Origin of the sequence: Paeniglutamicibacter psychrophenolicus, from assembly GCF_030812255.1 — a bacterium.
GTDB lineage: Bacteria > Actinomycetota > Actinomycetes > Actinomycetales > Micrococcaceae > Paeniglutamicibacter > Paeniglutamicibacter psychrophenolicus_A.
In genome coordinates this window covers 113,216-136,042 of sequence record NZ_JAUSSH010000010.1, presented here as the reverse complement: position 1 = coordinate 136,042, position 22,827 = coordinate 113,216, and the positions used below count along the sequence as shown (strand labels likewise).

General features: G+C 59.6%; 17 protein-coding genes. 8 read left to right on the top strand and 9 right to left on the bottom strand.

The window, feature by feature from the left end:
• Positions 1–334: 334 nt before the first annotated feature.
• Positions 335–1,711, bottom strand: coding sequence for an MFS transporter (locus tag J2T21_RS14325; RefSeq protein ID WP_307582113.1), 1,377 nt, complete (start codon positions 1,709–1,711; stop codon positions 335–337).
• A gap of 198 nt (positions 1,712–1,909) precedes the next feature.
• The gene (locus J2T21_RS14320; protein WP_307582112.1) at positions 1,910–2,197 is read right to left on the bottom strand and encodes a hypothetical protein; all 288 of its coding nucleotides are present in this window, start codon (positions 2,195–2,197) and stop codon (positions 1,910–1,912) included.
• 155 nt (positions 2,198–2,352) lie between these two features.
• Between J2T21_RS14320 and J2T21_RS14315 the strand changes: the two genes are divergently transcribed.
• Positions 2,353–2,958 carry a hypothetical protein gene (locus tag J2T21_RS14315; RefSeq protein ID WP_307582111.1) on the top strand — a complete coding sequence of 202 codons (606 nt, stop codon included), beginning with the start codon at positions 2,353–2,355 and terminating at the stop codon, positions 2,956–2,958.
• A 109-nt stretch (positions 2,959–3,067) separates the two neighbouring features.
• On the opposite strand, the gene J2T21_RS14310 is transcribed toward J2T21_RS14315, so the two are convergent.
• Positions 3,068–4,531, bottom strand: a complete 1,464-nt coding sequence (locus J2T21_RS14310) for an amino acid permease (protein WP_307582110.1) — start codon at positions 4,529–4,531, stop codon at positions 3,068–3,070.
• Between the two features lie 526 nt (positions 4,532–5,057).
• Positions 5,058–5,750, bottom strand: a complete 693-nt coding sequence (locus J2T21_RS14305) for a hypothetical protein (RefSeq protein WP_307582108.1) — start codon at positions 5,748–5,750, stop codon at positions 5,058–5,060.
• Between the two features lie 192 nt (positions 5,751–5,942).
• Here J2T21_RS14305 and J2T21_RS14300 point away from each other — a divergent pair, with 192 nt between their 5' ends.
• Together J2T21_RS14300 and J2T21_RS14295 are read left to right on the top strand one after the other, a co-directional pair.
• Entirely contained in the window at positions 5,943–8,678 is a 2,736-nt protein-coding gene (locus J2T21_RS14300; RefSeq protein WP_307582106.1) for a class I SAM-dependent DNA methyltransferase, read from the top strand.
• 289 nt (positions 8,679–8,967) lie between these two features.
• Entirely contained in the window at positions 8,968–9,831 is an 864-nt protein-coding gene (locus tag J2T21_RS14295) for a hypothetical protein (RefSeq protein ID WP_307582105.1), read from the top strand.
• Positions 9,832–9,849: 18 nt separating this feature from the next.
• On the opposite strand, the gene J2T21_RS14290 is transcribed toward J2T21_RS14295, so the two are convergent.
• A complete protein-coding gene (locus J2T21_RS14290; protein WP_307582104.1) occupies positions 9,850–10,440 on the bottom strand; it encodes a hypothetical protein in 591 nt (196 codons plus the stop codon).
• A 375-nt stretch (positions 10,441–10,815) separates the two neighbouring features.
• A complete protein-coding gene (locus tag J2T21_RS14285; RefSeq protein WP_307582103.1) occupies positions 10,816–11,169 on the bottom strand; it encodes a GNAT family N-acetyltransferase in 354 nt (117 codons plus the stop codon).
• Between the two features lie 409 nt (positions 11,170–11,578).
• Between J2T21_RS14285 and J2T21_RS14280 the strand changes: the two genes are divergently transcribed.
• Positions 11,579–12,742 (top strand): TRAFAC clade GTPase domain-containing protein, encoded by a 1,164-nt coding sequence (locus tag J2T21_RS14280; protein WP_307582102.1) that lies wholly within the window; start codon positions 11,579–11,581, stop codon positions 12,740–12,742.
• Entirely contained in the window at positions 12,739–13,083 is a 345-nt protein-coding gene (locus tag J2T21_RS14275; protein ID WP_307582101.1) for a hypothetical protein, read from the top strand. The genes J2T21_RS14280 and J2T21_RS14275 overlap by 4 nt, the downstream gene beginning before the upstream one ends.
• 139 nt (positions 13,084–13,222) lie before the next feature.
• On the opposite strand, the gene J2T21_RS14270 is transcribed toward J2T21_RS14275, so the two are convergent.
• From J2T21_RS14270 to J2T21_RS14260, 3 genes are all read right to left on the bottom strand, one after another.
• Positions 13,223–13,828: a recombinase family protein gene (locus J2T21_RS14270; protein WP_307582099.1), complete on the bottom strand. Its 606-nt coding sequence runs from the start codon at positions 13,826–13,828 to the stop codon at positions 13,223–13,225.
• A gap of 447 nt (positions 13,829–14,275) precedes the next feature.
• A complete protein-coding gene (locus J2T21_RS14265) occupies positions 14,276–15,277 on the bottom strand; it encodes a hypothetical protein (RefSeq protein ID WP_307582097.1) in 1,002 nt (333 codons plus the stop codon).
• A gap of 656 nt (positions 15,278–15,933) precedes the next feature.
• Positions 15,934–16,506 carry a recombinase family protein gene (locus J2T21_RS14260; RefSeq protein ID WP_307582095.1) on the bottom strand — a complete coding sequence of 191 codons (573 nt, stop codon included), beginning with the start codon at positions 16,504–16,506 and terminating at the stop codon, positions 15,934–15,936.
• A 590-nt stretch (positions 16,507–17,096) separates the two neighbouring features.
• Here J2T21_RS14260 and J2T21_RS14255 point away from each other — a divergent pair.
• The 3 genes from J2T21_RS14255 (at position 17,097) to J2T21_RS14245 (ending at position 22,738) form a co-directional block, all read left to right on the top strand.
• Positions 17,097–19,325, top strand: a complete 2,229-nt coding sequence (locus J2T21_RS14255; protein WP_307582093.1) for a polyribonucleotide nucleotidyltransferase — start codon at positions 17,097–17,099, stop codon at positions 19,323–19,325.
• A gap of 238 nt (positions 19,326–19,563) precedes the next feature.
• A complete protein-coding gene (locus J2T21_RS14250; protein WP_307582092.1) occupies positions 19,564–20,967 on the top strand; it encodes a M16 family metallopeptidase in 1,404 nt (467 codons plus the stop codon).
• Positions 20,968–21,220: 253 nt separating this feature from the next.
• The gene (locus tag J2T21_RS14245; protein ID WP_307582091.1) at positions 21,221–22,738 is read left to right on the top strand and encodes an alanine/glycine:cation symporter family protein; all 1,518 of its coding nucleotides are present in this window, start codon (positions 21,221–21,223) and stop codon (positions 22,736–22,738) included.
• Positions 22,739–22,827 lie beyond the last annotated feature (89 nt).

The window sequence follows — 22,827 nt, the reverse complement described above, 5'->3', positions numbered from 1 at the left end:
GGTCCTTTGAGATTGCGTGATGGTTCGGCCCCTCTATCGCAAAAAGCCTAGGTAAGCATACCCTAACCCCCGGCTGTTGCGAGGAAATAAGAATCCTCCGGAAACGGTCAATCGGATGGGGGATGGCTCTGCGTTGGCTGGTGGACGGTCTGCGGCATTGCGCAACAAGGTGCGGCAAGAGGTTGGAGCCAAAGGAACCTTCACACCAACGCCAGGGTGCATGCGTTTCTGTGAACATCGAAAAAGTTGCCGCGGCCGGCCCTTGTTGGACCGAAGCATGGGGGATCGGGACGAGGACGCGAAGGAATCCGGGCCAGGGGGCCCGGCATCGCATTCATCGAGATTGAATGACCTTGGCTGCGGGAGCAGTGGATTTCTCGGACCTTGCGAGCAGCCGGCGGGCAACCCCGGGTGCAAGCAATGCTGCCAGCAGCAGCGGAACGATGAGGACCAGCCATGGAAGGATTCGGGCGGGTCCTGGGGGCGAAGGTTCGTTCAGAAGCCCGCCGATCAGGAGGTTGCCCAGGAGAACGGCAACGCCGCCGCACGTGGCAAGCAAGCCGTAATAGGAACCCACCGGCTTCGTTCCGGCAAACCTGGGGATGAGTCCGAGCGCGGTGGGATGAGCCGTCATGTGCCCCAGCGCGAGCAACGTCACCGCTGCCAGGATGGTGACTGGACTTGTTCCGTGATCCGGGGAAAATATGCCGGGAACCCCCAGTACGCAAAAACCCAGTGCACCGAGAATGTAGCCCATGCGAAGGGCCGCTGGTGCGCCCAGGCGTGTGGCAAGCCATGAGATCGGCAACTGCAGCACGAGAGTCAGGACGGAGACCCACGCGAAGACCAATCCAAGCCATTGGGTGGCGACCTCGGCCCGTCCGAGTTCGAGTGGAATCGCCAGGTACAGCTGGTTGTAGGCCAGCAGGTCCACGGCATGAAGGCCGGCGAACGCGATGAAGCGGCGGTCCCGAAGGCTGCCCCACGACCGTCGGGAGGTTTGCGTGGCTCCCGCGTGGGATGTCGCCGGGCGAGGGGGATTGCCGAGTGTTCGCCAGAGCAGCACGCCAATGCCGAGGAAAAAGGCGGCTCCGAGTCCGGCAACCGTGGCAAAGCCCCAGCCCCACAGTGCCGCGCCGACGAGTGGGCCGACGACGGCGCCAATTTCGCCGGTGACGCTCAGCCAGGCAAAGAGCGTGACCCGTTGCGGAGCCGGATGCCCGTCGCCCCGCCGCGTGGTTTCCGCCGCGGCCACCAGAACGTTGAGTCCGGGGGAAAAAAGCGCGCCGCCGAAACCGGTGAGCAGGGTGCCGGCAATGAACAGCCACAGGACCGGGGAACCGGTGAACAGCGATGCTGCCAGCGTGAAGAAACCCAGGGCCCGAACGGCGCAACCCACAAGGATGACCGACCGAGCGCCGAATCGATCAGCGAGGGTTCCCCCCACGATGAAGAGTCCCTGTTGGGCGAAGGTGCGCACGCCGAGGATGAGACCGACCGCGGCACCGGCCAATCCGAAGTCCTCGGTGAGGACCAGGGCCAGAAAGGGGACCACCGCGTAGAAGCCAACGTTGAACAACAATTGCGTTCCGAGCAGAGTGGGCACTTCGCGGCGGACACGCGGCGAGCTTTTCAAGAGTCCCTGTTTCCGGGTGTTTGACGGATTCGGAGTGATCTGCCGGGCAGGTTCCTTGTCCGTGTCGATTCCCATGCGCGCAATCTTTCGTGCCTCACTGATGCTGGTACTTGTTCTGGATGAATTGGCAATCAGCCACTCTAACTTACTGCCTATGATTGGATCCCACCGTGAAGTCCCCTTGGCTCGTGGATTCTCAAAAGCGCGGGGATCGAATGGGGGAGTGGCACGGGTGCCGTCGGCTGCGGTTTCGATGGTGGCGATGCGCAAGTCCTACTCGGGTTCCCAGACGGCCACGACTCGGCGCAATCGTGGATTGCCATCCGGACGCATATCCACCAGCGCTTTCTGCCGGATCCGGACGTGGTAGCCGGGCAGCAGGTGTGTTTCGGCATGGGTGACGTGCGGACGGTAGTTCGAGCAGGTATGGCGCGCGCCGAGCAGATGGACCTGCAGTACCAGCGCCTCCAGCACGGCTTCATGGAGCAGTTGCAGGGCCGGCTCCGGTTCCACCACCGAGGGCGGGACGGACTCGTTGCGGCCGAACTGCGCGTCCGGCATTAGGGCTTGCCAAACCGGCGAGAAATACTCATCGTTGACAACTGCCGACGTCAGAGCTCTGCGCCAGTAACCTCCGCGGCATTCCGTGGATGGCCGGGATAGGATCGCTTCGGTCTGGAGCAAACATTGACTCCAACGGCAAGGTGTGGGGGAACTTGATGGAACTACTGGGCAGCTTGAGCCTCGAACAATTGCACAGCTATTCGTGGGGCATCGCCGCCGGAGTTTTGCTTGTGCTAGGCGTCTATCGCTGGCGTAGCCTTCACTGGACCGTTGTTGGTTCCGTCATGCTTTTTGCGGCACTCAATGCTGGTGCCGGGATCTACGTCCTGAGCACTGTTGGTGATTCGCGTTGGTCTGCCGGGGAAGAATCCTCGCTGAGCGCTCCGTCGTTTGCTGAGACTCCGGTTGTGGGGGGGTATCTGGTCCCGCTGGATTCCGCCCTGCATGCAGTGGTTGGCGGGGTGAACGAGTTCATGGCGTTCAAGCAGGCGCTTCCCATAGCACTTGAATTCCTGGCCACGTCTGGCATAGCCCTACTGGTGTCGTTTCCGTTGGCAATTATCGCCGCCATTGTCAGTTTCATCGTAGCTAGGCGTCATAAGGCGAACTTTGAAAAGTTCCGTGCCACCGTTGATCAGCTCAAAGTTGAACTCGAACAGGTCAAGTTTCAGATCGCCGCCAGCAATTTCGCTGTTCCTGCATACCAAGCAGTGGACGACGCCACCGACGTGCTGCCCAGACTGACGCGCGGAGAGTGATCCAGGTGGGTGCTGGAGGTGGTGTCAGTCGCCTCGCATACCCTCTACCGAGCGATGCCAAGCGATCACAGAACGCTGCTGAAAACCTGTGGTTGCCCATGGATATGGACTAGGTTTCCCCGTGCGGCAGCACTACGCGCTCGCCGTGCCGGGGGCTGTCCGGGTTCATCAGCGAGTGCTTGCGGCCGTAGGTGAAGTAGATGGCCAGGCCGACCACCAGCCATACCCCGAACCTCAGCCAGGTTTCCCAGTGCAGCTGCAGCATCAGGAACCCGGAGGCCAGCATGCCGAAGGCGGGGACCACCGGCATGAACGGCAGCCGGAAGGTCCGCGGGGCGTCGGGCTTCTTGTAGCGGAAGATGATCACGGACAGGCAGACGACCACGAAGGCGGCCAGGATGCCGATGTTGGTCAGGTCGGCGACGGCCTTGATCGGGAAGACCCCGGCCAGCAGCGCGGAGGCGATGCCCGCGATCCAGGTGACGCGCTGCGGTGTTCCGTGGCGGTCGGTCTTGGAGAACCAGCCCGGGAGCAGCCCGTCGCGGCTCATGGAGAACCAGACGCGGGTGACCCCCAGCAGGAAGGTCAGCATCACGGTGAGGATGGACAGGACCGCGAACACGGAGATAATCGTGGCGATGACCGGGAGCCCCACGCCGTTGAACGCGGAGGCGAATCCGGCGGTGGGGTCGATGTCCCGGTAGTTCTGCATGCCGGTCAGCACCAGGGTGGCAGCCACGTAGAGCAGCATGGCAATGACCAGGGAAATGATGATGGCCTTGGGCATGTGCTTCTTACCGTCGGTGGACTCCTCGGCCGCGGTGCTCATGGCGTCGTAGCCGAAGACCGCGAAGAACACGGTTGCGGCTCCGGCCATGACCGGGCCGAATCCGGAAGGCATGAACGGGTTGTAGTTCCCGGAGTCGATGTAGAAGATGCCCAGGCCGATGATGAACAGGATCAGCACGACCTTGATTGCGACGGCCACCAGTTCGAAGCGCCCGAAGGCCTTGGTGCCGCGGGAAAGGATCCAGGTCACCAGGACGCAGACGGCGATGGCCGGGATGTTGATGATGCCGCCCCGGCCCTCGTCGGCGGTGGAGGCCGCCCAGTCGGGCATGTTGATGCCGATCCCGGCGAGGAAGGCGGAGAAGTAGCCGGAGATTCCGATGGCCACCACCGCCACGATGGCGATGTACTCCAGCAAAAGGTCCCAACCGATGAACCAGCCAATGATTTCCCCGAGGGCCACGTAGCCGTAGGTGTAGGCCGAACCGGCGCGCGGGATCATGCCGGCGAATTCCGCGTAGGACAGGGCTGCCGCTGCGGATGCCAGTCCGGCGATCAGGAAGGAGATCAGGACGGCGGGGCCGACGCCGGGTTCGGTGCCGCTGCCGTGGGCCACCAGGCCGGCCAGGGAGAAGATGCCGACTCCGATGATGCCGCCGACACCGATTGCTGTCAGTTGCCACAGCCCGAGGGACTTGTGCAGGCCGCTGTGTTTGTTCTCTTCCTCGATCTCGTCGATGGGCTTTCGCCGCATGATGGACTGCGATTTGTCTTTGCCGTTCATGAGGGACTCCTGCGTTGACGTGTCCAGCATTCCGGCCGCCCGTGACGCAAGCGGTCTCGTCAACCCAGTATGCGAGCGTGTCCGCCATTTATGAACCCCACATCGAAGGCGGATCGGCCGGTATGGGCGAGTCGATACAGTCGATTCCGAATCGAAGGGTCAGCGTGCAGCCTTCGTGAACTTCTTCGTTTGTGGGCCGGAGTCAATAATTGAGATCGAAGGGGAATCGTCATTGGACCATCGATCATTTGCCCGCAACGTGACGCAAGCGACGTAGAGCGGCGAGGGACTCCGCCAGTACCAACCGTCCGTGCTGAACTCGAGCATTATCAGTAAAGGCACCGCACGTAGCCTCGAAGCGAGAGTACCGGTGACCGCCCCTCGGCTATCGTCGCTTCGGCAGAATTGACAGGAAGGCGGGAAGGACGATGCCGATATCCGATTTCATATGTGCGGTTATCGGCGATTAGCCGGAAGCGCCCCTTAAAATGGGTACGGGACAAGTGGGCGGTGCGTTTTTAGACAGTCAGTCTTGCCATTTAGCATTATCCTTCGAGGCTTGTGCTTTGACTTTTTCTTCTTCACGCCAGCGATCTTCTGCTGCCCAGTTATCTTCAACCTCCTGCCAGGCCTCCGCATACTCTGTTCGGTGAGTGAGCCCTTTTCGTTCATTTTTTAGGTACAGCAGATCATCACAAAGCTCTTCCATCCAGTTGCATATGTGACGAATTCTCGTTGCGTAGCGAACATCTGGTCCAAGCATCATGAAATCACTATTAGTCGTGAGGTAAGTCTTGGCTTCAAGGAGCTCTGAACGGGCTTGGTCACTTCGGATCCAGATAACTGCCGAGGTAATTTCTGCCGCCAGCTCCGCGATTTTTTCTGCAACTTCGTCCTTTACATACGGATATCCCGCTTCGTCATAGACGGACCCCTTACCGACAATCGACTTCATTCTCCGCGTGCTATTCAGGATTACTACGACGGCTCTGGAATTTGAATCGATTTTGGCCTGCCGACGCCCAGCGCGTGCTTCTGCTTGCCACAGGAGTACCGCCGCGATTACGGCTATCATGCCTCCGATTGCTGTTCCTATGGTCGAGGCCCAAAAGGTAAGCCCTTCGGTGGTTTCTTTCGTGAAAAAATTGGAGGCAACGATGCTTGCGATAATCACGACTATTGCGGTGATCCCTAGGATCAGCTTTTCTTTGAACGTCATTTTTGTATCTTTCGTCTGCTGGGGTCCGAGCAGGTGCATCCTCTGGACAACCGCTTATGTCGGTATTGGCGGGTCGCGTCCAGGGCTCAAAGCATGCTTCAACTCAGAATTGAGGGTGCGCCTCTTGATCAGGATCAACAGTAACGGCCGTTTCTAATCCGTTTAATCACCCCGACCTGAGATGATAAGGAAATGAGTGATAAACCGATTGCATGGGGGGAAATCCGGAAGAACGCAGCTGCGTTCGTAAAGGATTGGGCAGGGGAGACCTATGAGAAGGGGGAATCCCAGTCGTTTTGGACTGAACTATTCGCGGTGTACGGCGTCCGCCGTCGAAGCGTTGCAAAGTTCGAGGCCCAGGCCAAACGGCTCGATGGCAGCGGCGGGTTTATTGACGTGTTCTGGCCAGGGACAATGATTGCCGAGCAGAAATCCGCCGGTAAGAACCTCGTTAAGGCCGAGGAACAAGCCATGGACTACCTTACAAAGATTCCCGATGCAGCAATGCCGCGCTATGTTGTTACCTGCGACTTCGCTACCTTCCGTATTCGCGACCTCGATGCTGCGCCCGGCGTGGAAGCCGTGACCTTCGCGCTCGAGGATCTGCCCACTGAATGTGAACGGCTCGGCTTCATTGCCGGCTACCAGAAGCGCACCTTTGGGTCACGGCAGCAAGAGTCCGCCTCAATCAAGGCGGCCCAGCTAATGGCCAGCCTTTATGAGGAATTGGAGAAGACTGGCTACGACGAGCACCAAGCCTCGATCTTCTTGGTCCGCACTCTCTTCGCTCTATTTGCGGATGACTCGGGGCTTTGGGAGCGCGACCTCTTTCTTGAGTATTTGGAGACGCGAACCAGTCCTGACGGATCGGACCTTGGTGCTCAATTAGCAGTCCTCTATCAGGCCCTAAACAAGCCCGTCGCAAGTCGGTACAAGGCGGCCGACGAGCTGATCCAACGATTCCCCTATGTAAATGGGTCGGTCTTTGGCGAATCCATCGAGATCCCCTACTTTGACAAGACCATGCGTGACAAGCTCATCGAGGCCTGTTACTTCAACTGGGGGCAAATCAGTCCGGCCATTTTCGGCTCCCTCTTCCAGTCCGTGAAGTCTAAGGACGCCCGTCGCGGTCTCGGTGAGCACTACACGACCGAGACCAATATCCTGAAGGCCATTGAACCGCTGTTTCTGGACGAACTGCGCCAGCGATTTATCGATAATCAACACAGCACGGCTGGTCTGCGGAAACTGCAACGGGACATGGGGCAGATGCATTTCCTCGACCCCGCCTGCGGTTGCGGAAACTTCCTCATCATCGCCTACCGTGAACTCCGAACGCTCGAGCTGGACATCCTTAAGCGGCTCCAGGAACTAGATCGATCCGCGGCACAGATGGTCTTTGACGCCAGCGAACTTCTCACCGTAAAGATGACCAGCTTCTACGGCATCGAACTCGAGGAATGGCCAGCGACCATCGCCCAGACGGCTATGTTCCTGGTCAACCATCAGGCCAACCAGGAAATGGCCCTGTCGCTGGGTCTGGCACCGGAAATGCTCCCACTCGTTGAGTCCTCCACCATTGTCGTGGGAAACTCATTGCAACTCGACTGGAACGACATTGTCGAGGCCTCGGCCTCGACAATCGTGATGGGCAATCCGCCTTTCCTGGGACATGCCACGCGATCCAAGGAACAAGCTGCAGACCTGCGACTGGTTTGGAGGACGAAGAACCCCGGCCGCCTGGACTACGTGACCGGCTGGTACGCCAAGGTGCTGGACTACTACGGGGACACCATGGGAGGGCGGTGGGCCTTCGTGTCCACCAACTCCATCGTGCAGGGCGATCAGCCGGCACGCATTTTCGCATCCGTATTCCAGGCAGGCTGGCGGATCAGGTTTGCGCACCGGACTTTCGCCTGGACCTCGGAAGCCACGAACGCTGCATCGGTCCATTGCGTGATCATCGGGTTTGACCGAGAGAAGAACCCCCCCGGCAGAATTTTTACCTACGACGATCTCCGAGGTATTCCTCTGGAGACACCGGCGGCAACCATCAATGCCTATCTGGTGGACGGCCCCAACGTTCTCGTCGCCGGAAGCAACAAGACACTTTCACCGGAATTGCCTCCTGCGGTCTACGGATCTCTGCCTGCCGATGGGGGAAACCTCGTGGTCACTCTGGACGAATACAACGAGGTGATGGCCGATCCGATCATGGCCAAGTATGTTCGTCCCTACGTCGGGGCGAAAGAACTCGTCCGCAATGAAAAGCGCTGGTGCCTCTGGCTTGTTGACCTGGATCCCGCGGACGTCAGCAAATCGCCGGCACTCAAGGCGCGGCTCGAAGCGGTGAGAACGATGCGCCTAGCCAGTCCTTTGGCGTCCACACGCGACATGGCCGCGACACCGCACCTGTTCTATTTCAATGGGCAACCAACCGAACGGTACCTTTGCATTCCAAACGTTGTGTCTGGGCACCGGCACTTCTTTACCGCGCAGTCGTACGACCCGGAAACTGTCAGCAGCAACCTCAACTCCACCGCTGTGGATCCTGACGGTTTTGCGTTTGCCATCGTTTCGTCGTCCATGTTCATAACTTGGCAGAAGACCGTTGGCGGGCGTTTGAAATCAGATCTCCGGTTTTCCAAGAAACTTGTCTGGAACACCCTGCCGTTGCCACAGCTCGATACAATAACTCGGACAAAGCTTATCGAGGCCGGCAAAGAGGTTCTAAGCGCACGAGAGATATTGCATGGCCGTTCCCTAGCTGATATCTACCAACCATTGGCCATGCCTGTCTCCCTAGCCGCTGCGCACAGAAAACTTGATGCCGTCGTCGATCGAGCCTTCGGATCCAAGAAAACATGTTCAGGAGAGAAAGAACGCCAAGAGGTCCTCTTCGCTCGCTTTGCTGAAATGACCACCTAGACGTCCCCAAGGCGGGGTTGAGAATTTTTGGGCATTAGTGCAGAGCTGTCCGGATGGGTTTCAGAATCGATCCGGACGGCTCTATTGTATGCACTTTGCGGCATGTCCCTGTCCAGCGCGGTAGGGTCTGATCCTAGACTCATCCGTATTAGGTCATTGCTTTAATTTCTTCCCCTTGTATAGGGAAATAGAAGGGAAGTTATCTACTGTGAATATCCAAGAAAACACCTCACTTTAATCTGTGAAGATCTATTCTCGCTCTAGTTATTATAGGAAGCATTAGAAGTAAATGGCAGGGTTCGATTTCGAGTTTGTCTACACCGAGGTGCAAGCAGCGTTCGTTGAGGCCTGCATGCGAGCAGCTAAGGTCCGGGCGCGAGCACTAAAATGCAGTTGGCGGACGCAACGCATTGGCATGAATCAAATATATTGTCAGGTCAACGGTCAGACACGAAGGCTTGACCTCCTCGGGCGAGTGTTGGAAATGGACTTACCGCTGATCTGCCAAGGGGTACTTTCACCGCAATCGCCCTCCGAATCTTTTCGTCTGGGACTAGGGTTCGTGAACCTTTTCTTGCGAGGCCGTGACTCACTTTTCGATGAGCCTTTGCAGATACTCCGCAGTGCCAAACAGACAGTTCTCTATTATCCCGTGTACGAGTTAGCAGGAGCAGTTCCCGCAGTTCCCGTCTTGCAAACGCGACTGTTCATCACCGAGGAGATGTTAGCGGATTTTGCGCTAGGCAGGATCAAGGGATTGGTGCTACTTGAGGAACTCCATACAGCTGCCGAACAGATTATGAAGGAAAGTCTCAATAGGACCGACAAAGAGAGCCTAGGTCAGGCTTCGTCCAAGGTAAGTCAGCAACTGGAACGTACGGTTAAGAGCAACCCGAATAGAATGTCCTGGCCCGAACTTCGGGCGATGTGTCAAGAGCTGGGCTATTTTCCTGGAACGAAGCACTTTAACTTGTTGACTCAGGACAGTAACTCACATATCGACCACACACATACCCCGAATGAAGTCGTCGCGGAACTAAATCGTCTCAGGAACATCGCCAAACATCAAGGATCCCCTGATCAACCTTGGATCCACTGGCATTGGGAATGCGTCTCTGCCGTCCTTGAATACTTGGTTCGTAAGCTGGTTTGAAATCCTTAAGGGCGGAGACTAGAACGGAATCTGGACAGCCGGAGAAAAAGCTACTGGAGGTCCTTCCGCTTTGATAACTTGCATCTTTCCATTCTTGTCGCGACTCATCTGCATGCTGTAAACGCCATCATTTCCTACGGCACGGAAGAGCTCGATTAATGTTCCCGTGCCAATGAATGTGAGAGCTTTTTGGCTTTCGAACTCTGAATTCAGAAACACGCCCGCGAGTCCCTCGCCCTGGTCTGTGAGATGGAAAGCGAACACGAAGCTATGAACTACGTGGTTACAAAAGGTGCGTAGGTTGATCTGTGCTTTGCTGGGGACCTCTAAGCTGTAGTGCTCCCACCAGCGATACGCTGACCACCAATCTGGTGGAGCGGTATCCGCTTTGAGGGGGAAACTCAATATGGGGACGTGGAGCTGCTTTACGGGATCTGACAGCTTCGCAGGTGCCTCGATTAATTTGCGAATCGTATAGGCGCCGATCATGATGTCTCTTTCAACAAGAAAATCTGAGCGTTCGGTCCATCGCTTTTGGGTGGTTTTCTTTTCCAACCTGGCAGCTACCTTAATAAGCTCTTGCTTCCATGGGACCGAGTCAGAAATCATTTGTTCCTCCTTTCAAAGGATACATCGCGCATTCCGGCCACATCGATGGCCCGTCCCATTAAAGGATCGTTTGCTGAGATCCGGAGGCTTGTTCCCGGAGAGGAAAAAAGATGGGTAAACGGCGACAACGTGGTCTCAACAAGGTGTCTCGTGATATCCGGTGCAGGGAAGGCCGGACCGGACGTTTGATGGGACATGTCTGTCGACATGGGGATCTCGGGAGGGCGCCGACAGCGTAATTGGGACTCACTGGCATCAACCCATGAGGGGCGTTGTTAATACTTCACCTCCAACCAGTGGTGAAGCGGTAGCTGTTTCCTTGGCGAAGGCGAGTGCCGTTGGTCCGGGGCCAAGCACAGAACCCCAGGGGCATTGTTAGTTCATCGGTTTGTATGAGCGGTCTTCAAGCATCTCGAAAAGCTTGGGCGCATCGTTCTCGGTGGCGATGGCCTCCATGAAGTGACGGTCCAGGTTTCCGGACAGGGTCACCATGTATGGACGGTTGCGACCGAGACGCTCGAAGATCTTATGCATCATGTCCGATGCCAGACCATGCTTCCGGTACTCGTTGTCGACGAAGAAGCCACTGAGGTAGGTGAACTCGGGTTTGTGCTCCCAGCGTTTGTAGGTCGCCTGGCCGACAATGCTCCCGTCCTTGGTGAATGCCGCCAGCTGGCCCCATGCATCGGTCGGTGTTTCCCCCACCCAGCGAATAATGATGTCGTCCATGCTCGAATTATGGCAGGACAGCATTAAGCAAAACAAGACCATGTTTACCGATTGTCATTCTGGGGTATACCCCAGCCCGACGTCAGAGAATCAGCGCGTCCCGTCAATTTAGGATCCCGGATGGGAATCCTGGCAGCTCCTTCATAAGTTCTTAGGAGTCAACTGGACATGTCCTTGCAGTGGGATAGAAATGTCATTGCCGGAGATCACCGATAAGGAAGCCTCGGATTCGACGCTGGATGCGCAATTCAAAATGTTCGACGGGCAAGCATTCCCAACGGTGGTTTTCGATAGGGTGAAAGATCCGAGCTTGGTGACTATATCTATGATTTACATGGATTGACGGCTACTCGGGTTCGAAGGCGCGGTGACCTGGGGGGAAGGACGCCGGCTCCCGTAAGATTCCCGTATGGAACTGAAGAGAGCGCTGGAGCAACACATTGCCGTTTTTGGCGAGAGCGGCAGCGGCAAGACCGTCATGATTTCCTCGTTCTACGGAGCCAAGCAGGAGTCCCAGTACCTCAAGGACAGTCTGTTCCATGTCGTCGCTGACGAGACCGGCCAAGGCAATCGGCTGCATCGAAACTACCTTGGCATGAGAAACTCAGCGCGACTACCCGCGCACGACCGTTTCTCAGCCACGTCCTACTCTTTCTCCATCAAGCTCAAGGACGGGTTTGATCCGAAGGCAATGAAATCTAGTCCTTTCGACGCACTGCGCCTCGTTTGGCACGACTACCCGGGAGAGTGGTTCGAGGAGGACGTCAGCGGGCCAGAGGAAGCCCAGCGCAGGGTCGACACCTTCAGGTCTTTGCTGGGTTCCGATGTCGCTCTTCTGCTGGTTGACGGCCAGCGCTTGCTGGACAACGCCGGGGAGGAGGAACGGTACCTGCAGTCATTGCTGGCCAATTTCCGCAACGGACTGCTGTCGCTCAAGGATGAGCTGTTGGAGGGAGGCAAGCCACTCGTCGAGTTTCCGCGGATCTGGATTATGGCCCTGTCAAAATCCGATCTGCTGCCTGACCTTGACGTCTTCAACTTCAGGGACCTTCTCATCGAGAAGGCCGGCGAGGACATCAACGCGTTGCGCGAGGTGCTCGCTGGGCTGGTGGAAGGCAGCGACGCGTTGTCGGTGGGGGAGGACTTCGTGCTGCTTTCATCAGCGAAGTTCGGTGCAGAAAAGATCGAGGTCGCCAAGAGGATTGGCTTGGAGTTGATCTTGCCGATGGCTGCCATACTCCCATTCGAGCGGCACCTCCGGTGGGCACGGGCGAAACAGATCCCCGGCAAGGTGGCCGAGAACCTGCTCAGCGGAGCCGGTACTCTGGCCGCTGCGCTGATCGGAAACAAGTTCCAGCCCCCTGGCCCGGTAGGACCTTTGCTGAGACTTGTAGGTCTTGTTTTCTCGAAGGAAGTCGTGAATGCCGCTGTCCAGCTGGCCGGGGACAAACTGCGGAAGGCTAACTCCGAAGCCCTGGCCAAGAATGACTACATGACAGCCACGTTGACCGGCTTCCGGATGGACTTGGAGCAGGGCGAAAAGGAACAGATCCTCCTCAGGAGCCAAAGATGAGCCTTATCTGGGCCACTCGTGGCCGAGCCTGGGGCTTCCGTTTTCTCCGCAACGGGCGTTTCAAGGATCCGCTCCCGACCTACCACGAGGTCTTCTCAAGTGTCGGGGATGATCCGGAAGTCTGGCGCCGCGTCGGCGAGAAGGTGGCGCTGCGTTTCCCCGACCCGCTGGGACGGCAAGACAGAGCCGGCAGAACCATCCCACACGAATTCGTCGTCTTCCCGCCGTTAGCCGATGGGATCGACTCGGTCGAGGATGGGATTCGGCTGGTCTGGTCGCAGGTTGCGGACGAATTCGCCAGGGTCTGGGAGCTGCCCAAGCCTCCCTCGGCTACCGAATGACGTCAGCGGCATGAATATCTGACTTTGGGCCTGAGGATGGTCCCGGCATTGGGGACCGGTGGTACAGCGGTTGGCGCTAAGCACTTGGTCATGATCGTTAAAGGCCTGAGATTCCTATAGCTGTCCCGCCCGACAAGAATCAGCCCTGAGTAGCGATCCAGTGTTTGGCTTCAATCCCTGCGATGCGCCGGTACAGGGTTGCTCGGGACATGCCCAGGTCCCGAGCAACGTGGGTGGCCGGCTGACCGGCGTCGATCAGGCGTCGGGCGTTGTCGATCTGGCTGTTGGTGAATCGTTCCCGCCGCCCACCCAAGTCCTTGCCCGCCGCCCGGCGTTTGGACACTGAATCGGTAATCCGTTCCCGTTTGATTTCCAGCTCCATCTGCGCCAGTGCCGCCATGACGGTGAAGACCATCGAACCCATCGGGGTGCCGGTGTCCACGTCGCCGCCTCCCAGATTGAGCACCCGCAGCCCGATTGCGCGCTCCCGAAGCGCTTTGGAAAGATCCAGCATGTTGGCGGTGGATCGACCCAGTCGGTCCAGGGTGGTGATCACGAGGGTATCGCCCTCCTGCAGGGCTTCCAGTGCCTTCTCGAATCCGGGCCGACTGGCCCTGGCGCCACTGACTCCCTGGTCCGTGTACAGGTCATCGCGGCGAACCCCGGCACCTAGCAGGTCGGTGATCTGCCGGTCACTGTCCTGTGCCCGGGTCGATACTCGTGCGTACCCGATCAATTTGCCCATTTGTCGTCTCCAAAGTGTCCCGCAACAGTGGTTGCCTACCGCAAATCCACCCTCTACTTATGGGACATGGTAGCAAGACAGTTCGGTCCCTGAAGTGTCAGGGATCTAAGGTGTCTTGATCGGTTGTCTTGTAGCCCATCGGTTGTGAGATTGCGTTCAGAGTTGGCGTCCCGCTTAACGCCCACATGGCTCAGTCGAGGGTGGCAGGTTTGCCCGGCGGGCACGCCGTTGTGCGGGCACCTTGGAGGGCCGATGTCGCCGCTTGACGGGCAGCAACGGTGCGAGGATCATCGAGCGTATGGTGGATGACCGGGGTCCAGGGGTTGGCAAATTAATTGCCAAGCTCTTCCGATGCCCGGCATGCGGACAGACTAAGAAATTGCTCCGTTCGGTTCCGTGTCTCAAATGCGACGTAGAAATGGAGCCTGAGCGAGCCGAGGGGGCGGCTTAGTTGTGTGTATCTTCCACTGAGTTATCGATTTGCCGGAGTGCCGTCCTGTATCCGCGCGCACTCGAAAGAGCCGCCCCGTAGCTCACGCATGAAGTCACGAGCAGCACGAGTGGCACAACCATACGATCGACAGCGGGTAGGTCCCACAGGGCGGGGACTGACGCCATCGCAACTGTGGCCGCTACGAAAACGAGCGTGCAGTACATGTCTAACCGGGTGCGGAATTGATCGTGGTGCGCCAGTACTCGTGACGGCACGAGATGCCTGTGCCGCATGACGAAGCCTTCTATATCTCCGTTCGTGTTGCGGAGTTGGTCCTCAGCGGCTCGCAGAATGTTGCCCAGTGTCGTCGGCATGATTCTGTTGTCCTCCGGGAACTCGTTCAAATCCTGATCTAGGCGTAGTAGCTTCGCCGAATCCCAAGGCTTGCAAGATTTCCACCACTCCAAATCGTTGGCCTGGGACAACTGCTCCTCCGAGATTCCCGGCGGCGGTTCGACGTTGGCAACGTTAGCTTCGACAGCAAGCAAGACAGCTGCACTAATTCTGCGCTTGAGCAGCGTAGGACGCGCTCCATGGAACGCTCGGGCCTGCGCCGCATGAAAGCGGCTCGTCAAGGCTTTCTTTTTCCGGAGTTTGCGCCATATGCAGAAGCTCCTCCACCACGATGCCGGTCCTCGCCGGCGCCAGTACCCTTCGAGCGACCGTATGGACTCGAAGGCGAATGCCTGCGTAATAAGGGTTGTCATCACTAACGCAGGCAAAGCCAACACGAGAAGGGGAACCCAATTGTCTTCCACGTATGTATCTATGCCGCTAAGGGTGATTACCTTTTTCGCGCGGAACCATGCCAGCAAGGCGGCGCAAACGATCAAGAAGGCACCCGGTAACCAGGCACTCACGCTAAGTTGATTGAGAACCCGAGCGCCGAAGGCTGAAAAATTATCAGGCTCAACGGACGCAGGTGGTTCACCGAGGGTTTTCTCCGGGATAACCACGAAATCAGCCTACTCACGAACCGCGCCGCGGGGGTGCAGCAACACTCCGTTGTTATTAAACGACGCACTATGGTTGTCGCCGATCACTCGGATGCCGCGCTTTCTGCTTCGCATTTCCGTTCGACCGCTAAGGATGAACATGCTAGCGTCTTTCCACACGTCAAAGGGAGCCCGAAAGATGAGACACGAACCGACAAGCGGCTATGAAGATCCAAACCTGAAGTACAGAGTCACATGGAGGTCCGTGGAGGAGAGCGGGAAGACCTATGAAGAGGTCTTCACCAGCAGAGATCAGGGATGGGACTTCTACCAAGACATGCAAATGTCACCGCGCGCATATGGCGCCAAGTGGGAACATATCCCTACTTAGGGATTGACCCCGCCCACATGGGCGAGTCCCTGCCCTGGTCAGGCCCGAGGATGAGGACCAAAGGGCGCATGTTGCCGTCAACCAAGGCGGATCTTGGTCGTCAACCCGTCGCGGGAACGCCCGATGGCGTGGTCATCAGGCTCACTGGAGGTACTTTCTTCAACCTTGCTCGGAGTTTCCCATATAGTCCCACGGGCTAATTCCCTGGAGAAGTGCCAGAGATATTCTTGTTCCGTCGCTGACCTTGTGTGGGACTCTCGAGGCGAACTCCAGACAGTTCTTTCGACTATTGGTTCCGCTGGACAATTCTGTAGACCGTGCTCCGGGCGACCCCGAAGAGCTCGGCGATTTCCGCGCTAGTGTGCTTCCCGTCGTGGTGGAGGGCGATGAGGTGTTTTTCCTGGGCAGGGGAGAGCTTGGGTTGCTTGCCACGGAGCCTTCCCTTGGCCTTGGCGATCTGCATGCCTTCCCTAGTTCTTGCGCGGATGAGGTCGGATTCGAACTCGGCGACCATGGCTAGGACGTTGAACAGGAGCCGGCCGACCGGGTCGGTGGGGTCGTGGACGGACCCACCGAGGCTCAGTTTGATGTTGCGCTGGGTGAGGTCCTCGACGATGTCCCGGGCGTCGGGCAGGGAACGGGCGAGACGGTCGAGCTTGGTGACCACCAGGGTGTCCCCGGCCCGGCAGGCGGCCAGGGCCTGTTTCAGTCCGGGGCGTTCGCGGTTCCGGCCGGTGAGCCCATGGTCGACATAGACCAATTCGTCCGGAACGCCGAGTGCCGTGAGGCCCGCTTGCTGGGAGGCGAGGTCTTGTTGGTTGGTGGAGACGCGGGCGTACCCGACCAGGTGCGGTGACATGCCCCAAGTGTAGCGTTTGTGCCACCTTCACCGGGCATTATTGCGGGCGGGTCATGCGCGAATCCTAGTTCCTTGAATTTTCAGGGTGTCGCGGTGGGGGATCCTTCACTGCAAAACTCGCTTCAACAACTATCAGGTTGTCGTGACCTATATTTCTGTCATGGCGCGTTAGCGGTCGCACAAGAAGCGATACAACGTACGAACTTCGGTCGTGCACCCTGAAGCGAATTCGACGACCATTCGCTGTGGCATTCGCTCGACGGCCAAAGACATATGATCGCTGCCTTTTATGCGCGTTTGCATGCCGTGAATTCCCCCTAAGCCACGAGTTCGCGCCGTCACTGCGCCGAATCCTTAAACCCGGTAGGCTGGTATACGTATGGTTTGCAATTTCGCATGACCAGCACAGAAACAAGACGAAATATCCGCGCACCTCGCGCACTTGACCCACCGGAAGACAGTCGCGGTCCTCGGTAGTGGCTTTCGCTCTTCCATGAGAAGAGCGCGAGTCTCGATCGAAGACCAGGTTGCACCGCATGTGTGGCTTGTTCGCAGTGTGCTGCGGATATTGATCGAAAGGACACGCCCCAATGGAGGGTCCCGAAATTCAGTTCGCAGAGGCCGTGATCGACAATGGTCGATACGGCAAGCGCGTTATCCGCTTCGAAACCGGCCGTCTGGCCCAGCAGGCTGCAGGTGCAGCCATGGTCTACATCGACGAAGAGACCGCACTGCTCTCGGCAACCACTGCCGGCAAGCACCCGCGTGAAGGCTTCGACTTCTTCCCGCTGACCGTGGACGTCGAGGAGCGCATGTACGCTGCCGGCCGCATCCCGGGCAGCTTCTTCCGCCGCGAAGGTCGCCCGTCGACCGAAGCCATCCTGGCTTGCCGCCTGATGGACCGCCCGCTGCGCCCGACCTTCGTCAAGGGCCTGCGCAACGAGGTCCAGATCGTGGTCACCGTTTTGGCGATCAACCCGGACGAGCTCTACGACGTGGTGGCCATCAACGCCTCCTCGATGTCGACCCAGCTCTCGGGCCTGCCGTTCTCCGGCCCGATCGGCGGCGTCCGCGTTGCCCTGGTCGACGACGGAAACGGTGCCCAGTGGGTTGCCTTCCCGAAGCACAGCCAGCTGGAAAACTCCGTCTTCAACATGGTCGTGGCCGGCCGCATCGCCGGCGACGACGTCGCCATCATGATGGTTGAAGCCGAAGCAACCGACAACGCCTGGACCCTCATCAAGGAACAGGGCCACACGGCCCCGACCGAAGAGGTTGTCGCCCAGGGCCTTGAGGCTGCAAAGCCGTTCATCAAGGCACTGTGCGAGGCACAGTCGGACCTGGCAGCACGCGCCGCCAAGCCGACCGTCGAGTTCCCGATCTTCCGTGACTTCGAAGACGACGCCTACGCAGCCGTCGAGGCCGAGGCAACCGCCAAGCTCGCCAAGATCTACCAGATCGCCGGCAAGCAGGAGCGCGACACCGCAGCCTCTACCTTCAAGGACGAGGTCGTTGCAGAGCTCACCGCCGAGGGAACCGCCTTCGAGACCCGCGCAGGCGAGATCTCCAAGGCCTTCGGTGCGGTCACCAAGCAGGTCGTGCGCCAGCGCATCCTGACCGACCAGATCCGCATGGACGGCCGCGGCCTGTCCGACATCCGCAAGCTCACCGCCGAGGTCGAGGTTCTTCCCCGCGTCCACGGTTCGGCGATCTTCGAGCGTGGCGAAACCCAGATCATGGGCGTCACCACCTTGAACATGCTCAAGATGGAACAGCAGATCGACTCGTTGTCGCCGGTGACGCGCAAGCGCTTCATGCACAACTACAACTTCCCGCCGTACTCGACCGGTGAAACCGGCCGCGTGGGTTCCCCCAAGCGCCGCGAAATCGGCCACGGTGCCCTGGCAGAACGCGCCATCCAGCCGGTGCTGCCGTCGCGCGAGGAATTCCCGTACGCCATCCGCCAGGTCTCCGAGGCATTGAGCTCCAACGGCTCGACCTCGATGGGCTCGGTTTGCGCCGCGACCCTGTCGCTGCTCAACGCCGGTGTCCCGCTGCGCGCTGCCGTTGCCGGCATCGCCATGGGCCTGGTCTCCGACGAAGTTGACGGCCAGACCCGCTACGCGGCACTGACCGACATCCTCGGCGCCGAAGACGCCATGGGCGACATGGACTTCAAGGTTGCAGGTACCTCCGAGTTCATCACCGCCATCCAGCTTGACACCAAGCTTGACGGCATCCCGGCATCGGTCCTGGCAGCTGCGCTGACCCAGGCCCGCGAAGCCCGTCTGCATATCCTCAATGTCCTGAACCAGGCCATTGACACCCCGGACGAGCTCTCCACCTACGCTCCGCGCATCATCTCGGTGAAGATCCCGGTTGACAAGATCGGCGAGGTCATCGGCCCGAAGGGCAAGATGATCAACCAGATCCAGGAAGATACCGGAGCGGATATCTCCATCGAGGACGACGGAACCGTCCTCATCGGCGCCACCAACGGGGAGTCGGCCGAAGCCGCACGCTCCGCAGTGAACGCCATCGCCAACCCCCAGGTTCCTGAGATTGGCGAGCGCTACCTCGGCACCGTCGTCAAGCTGACCACCTTCGGTGCGTTCATCTCGTTGACCCCGGGCAAGGACGGCCTGCTGCACATCTCCGAGCTGCGCAAGCTCGCCGGTGGCAAGCGCGTCGACGACGTCGAAGATGTTGTCTCCGTGGGCCAGAAGCTTCAGGTCGAAATCACCAAGGTCGACGATCGCGGAAAGCTCTCGCTTGCCCCGGTTGTAGCCGAGGACGACCTTGTCGAGGCTGCTGAGTAATCAGTTCCTAGTCTTCTAGGATAAAAAATCCCGGCCCACCTTTTTGGTGGGCCGGGATTTTCCTGTTAACGGCCAAATCCATGGGGGGAGGGGCAGTCGGGGTGTATGCCCAATTGGGAGTCCGCTCATAGTCCTGCGGCTTAACGGTGGCACTGTGGAAGAATAGATGAATGCGTTTCGCGTTTTTGAAGGCGCGGTCCGCCCCCCAATTTTCTGTGTACAGCAAAGGACTTTCTCAGTGGTCATGATTCCCCTCCCGCTCAACGGCGTTGGAGTATCCCCTGCCAAGGCAGGGGAGCGCGGCGTCTCCGGCACCGCTGCCCCCATCGAGGCGGGAGACCCCACCATCATCCACGGGGAAGCCGGAGGGGCGCTGGTGCGCCGCTCCGTGTTGCCCGGTGGCGTCCGCGTGCTGACCGAGGCGATGCCCGGCCAGCGTTCGGCCACCATCGGCTTCTGGGTGGCAGTGGGTTCCCGCGACGAGCAGGACGGGCAACACGGCTCGACACACTTCCTGGAGCACCTCTTGTTCAAGGGCACCAAGCGCCGCACCGCGCTGGAAATCGCCTCCGCCTTCGACGAGGTGGGAGGGGAGTCAAACGCCGCCACGGCGAAGGAAAGCACCTGCTACTTCGCCCGCGTGCTGGACACCGACCTTCCCATGGCCATCGACGTCATTGCCGATATGGTCACCTCCGCGGTGATCGATCCCAATGAGCTCGAGCAGGAACGCGACGTGATCCTCGAAGAAATCGCGATGGACGCCGACGACGCCGGGGACGTGGCACACGAGCGCTTCGTCGAGGCAGTGATGGGCGAACACGCCCTGGGCCGCCCGATCGGCGGCACCCCCGAGGCCATCACCGGAATCGGCCGCGAGGCCGTCTGGGAGCACTACCAGCGCTTCTACACCCCCGACGAACTTGTCATCACCGTGGCCGGCTCGCTGGACCACGACGAGGTCTGCGAGCAGGTGCTCGCCGCGCTGCGCACCGCCGGCTGGAACCTTGAGGAAGGCGCCTCCCCGGTGCCGCGCCGCTCCACGGTCCCGGTGGAAATCACCGGCTCCGAGCGCATCGACGTGATCCGCCGACCCGTCGAGCAGGTCAACATCATCATGGGTTGCCCCGGCATCGTCGCCACCGACGAGCGCCGCCACGTGATGAGCGTGCTGAACGCGATCCTGGGCGGCGGCATGTCCTCGCGCTTGTTCCAGGAGATCCGGGAGAAGCGCGGACTGGTGTACTCCACCTACTCGTTCTCCGCCGCGTACTCCGATGCCGGCTACTTCGGCATGTATGCCGGGTGCGCCCCGGCCAAGACCGAGCGCGTCATCAAGCTGCTGGCCGAAGAGCTGGAAAAGCTCGCCGAGCACGGCATCACCGACGAGGAACTGCGCAAGGCCGTCGGCCAGCTCTCCGGCGGCATGGTGCTGGCCCTGGAGGACCCGGGATCGCGCATGTCGCGCCTGGGCCGGGCCGAGCTGGTCACCGGGGTCTTCCACGACATCGACGAGTCCCTGGACCGCGTCAAGGCCGTCACCCCGGCACAGGTGCAGGAACTGGCGGCCCTTTTGGCCGCCCGCCCGCGCACCATCACCGTGGTGGGTCCCTTCGATTCCCCGGCCGACTTCGGGATGTAGTCCCCGCCAAGACGCTTTGTCTGCAAAAGACCGTTCTTTTCCCTCTTCGGAAGGGGAAAGGGCGGTCTTTTTCGTTGTCCCAAAGACGTTTTGCACCTCTAATCGCACAAACCCTACCGGTTGTCGTGGGTGGGCTGTCCGCGCTGTGCTCCCGCTCACCGACCGGCGGTCGGTTCGAGTAGGATAGGTGCTTTGTGACGCTGATCACCGGCACAATACATCACTCGCACGAGAAGATATGGGAACCATAATTATGGAAGACCTTGCAACATTCTTCGGAGACATCAGCAGTGTCATCTGGGGACCGTTCATGCTCATCCCGCTGCTGCTGGGCACCGGGCTCTACCTGACCATCCGCCTGGGTGGACTGCAGTTCTTCAAGCTGGGAGTGGCCCTGCGTTTGGGCCTGCTCAAGCGCAAGGACGCCGGCTCCGAAGGTGACATCTCCCAGTTCCAGGCACTGACCACCGCGCTGGCCGCGACCGTCGGCACCGGCAACATCGTCGGCGTGGCCACGGCCATCGGCATCGGCGGCCCGGGCGCGCTGTTCTGGATGTGGGTCACCGGCCTGGTCGGCATGGCCGCCAAGTACTCCGAGGCCTACCTTGGTGTCCGCTTCCGCGGCACCGACACCGCAGGGGAGAAGTCCGGCGGTCCCCAGTACTACCTGGAACGCGGCATCAAGGGCCCGTTCGGCAAGTTCCTGGCGCTGTTCTTCGCCATTGCCGCAACCATCGCCTGCTTCGGCATCGGCAACATGACCCAGGGCAACTCGATTGCAGCGAACCTGGAGAATTCCTTCAGCGTCCCGACCTGGGGAACCGGCGCCGTGCTGACCGTGCTTGCGATGATCGTGCTCGTCGGCGGCATCAAGTCCATCGGCAAGGTCACCGCCGGCTTCGTGCCGGTCATGATCGTCTTCTACGTCGGCGCTGCCATCTACATCCTGATCGCCAACGTCGGCCAGGTCCCGGCCGCCCTGGGCCAGATCTTCACCGAGGCCTTCACCGGCACCTCCGCCGTGGGCGGCTTCGCCGGCTCGGCCATCATTATCGCCGTGCAGTTCGGCGTGGCCCGCGGCATCTTCTCCAACGAGTCCGGCATGGGCTCGGCTGCCATCGCGGCCGCCGCGGCACAGACCACCCACCCGGTGCGCCAGGGCCTGGTCTCCATGACCCAGACCTTCATCGACACCATCATCGTCGTCACCTGCACCGGCCTGGTCATCATCACCACCGGCGCCTGGAACTACATCGACCCGGACACCGGCGAGCAGATCAAGGCCTCGCTGATGACCGGCCACGCCTTCACCTTCGGCCTGCCGGGGGAGTGGGGGCACTGGATCGTGACCATCGGCCTGGTCATGTTCGCCTTCTCCACCATCCTGGGCTGGTGCTACTACGGTGAGCGAAACATCGAGCGCCTGGTCGGACGCAAGGCAGTCATGCCGTTCCGCGTGGTCTTCTCGCTGGTTGTATACGTGGGTTGCACCACCGAGCTGACCGCCGTGTGGAACTTCTCCGACATGATGAACGGCCTGATGGCGCTGCCGAACCTCATCGGCCTGCTGCTGCTCTCCGGCCTGATCGTGCGCGAAACCCGCTGGTACCTCAAGCACGACCCGAAGCTCGAAGCCAGCAAGGACGAGATCGAGGCGTTCATGAAGGACCGCGAGGGATGGGACGAGTGGAAGGCCGGCGACGTGCGCGGCTCCAGCCACATGTCCCGCAAGGCCCGCCTTGCCATGGAAAGCGAGTCCAACCGCATCTAGCGGCCATCGGTTCGACAACACCACCGAGGCGGCCAGGTTCCCGGGATTTCCCGGGAACCTGGCCGCTTCTTTGCGCCTGAAAAGCCATT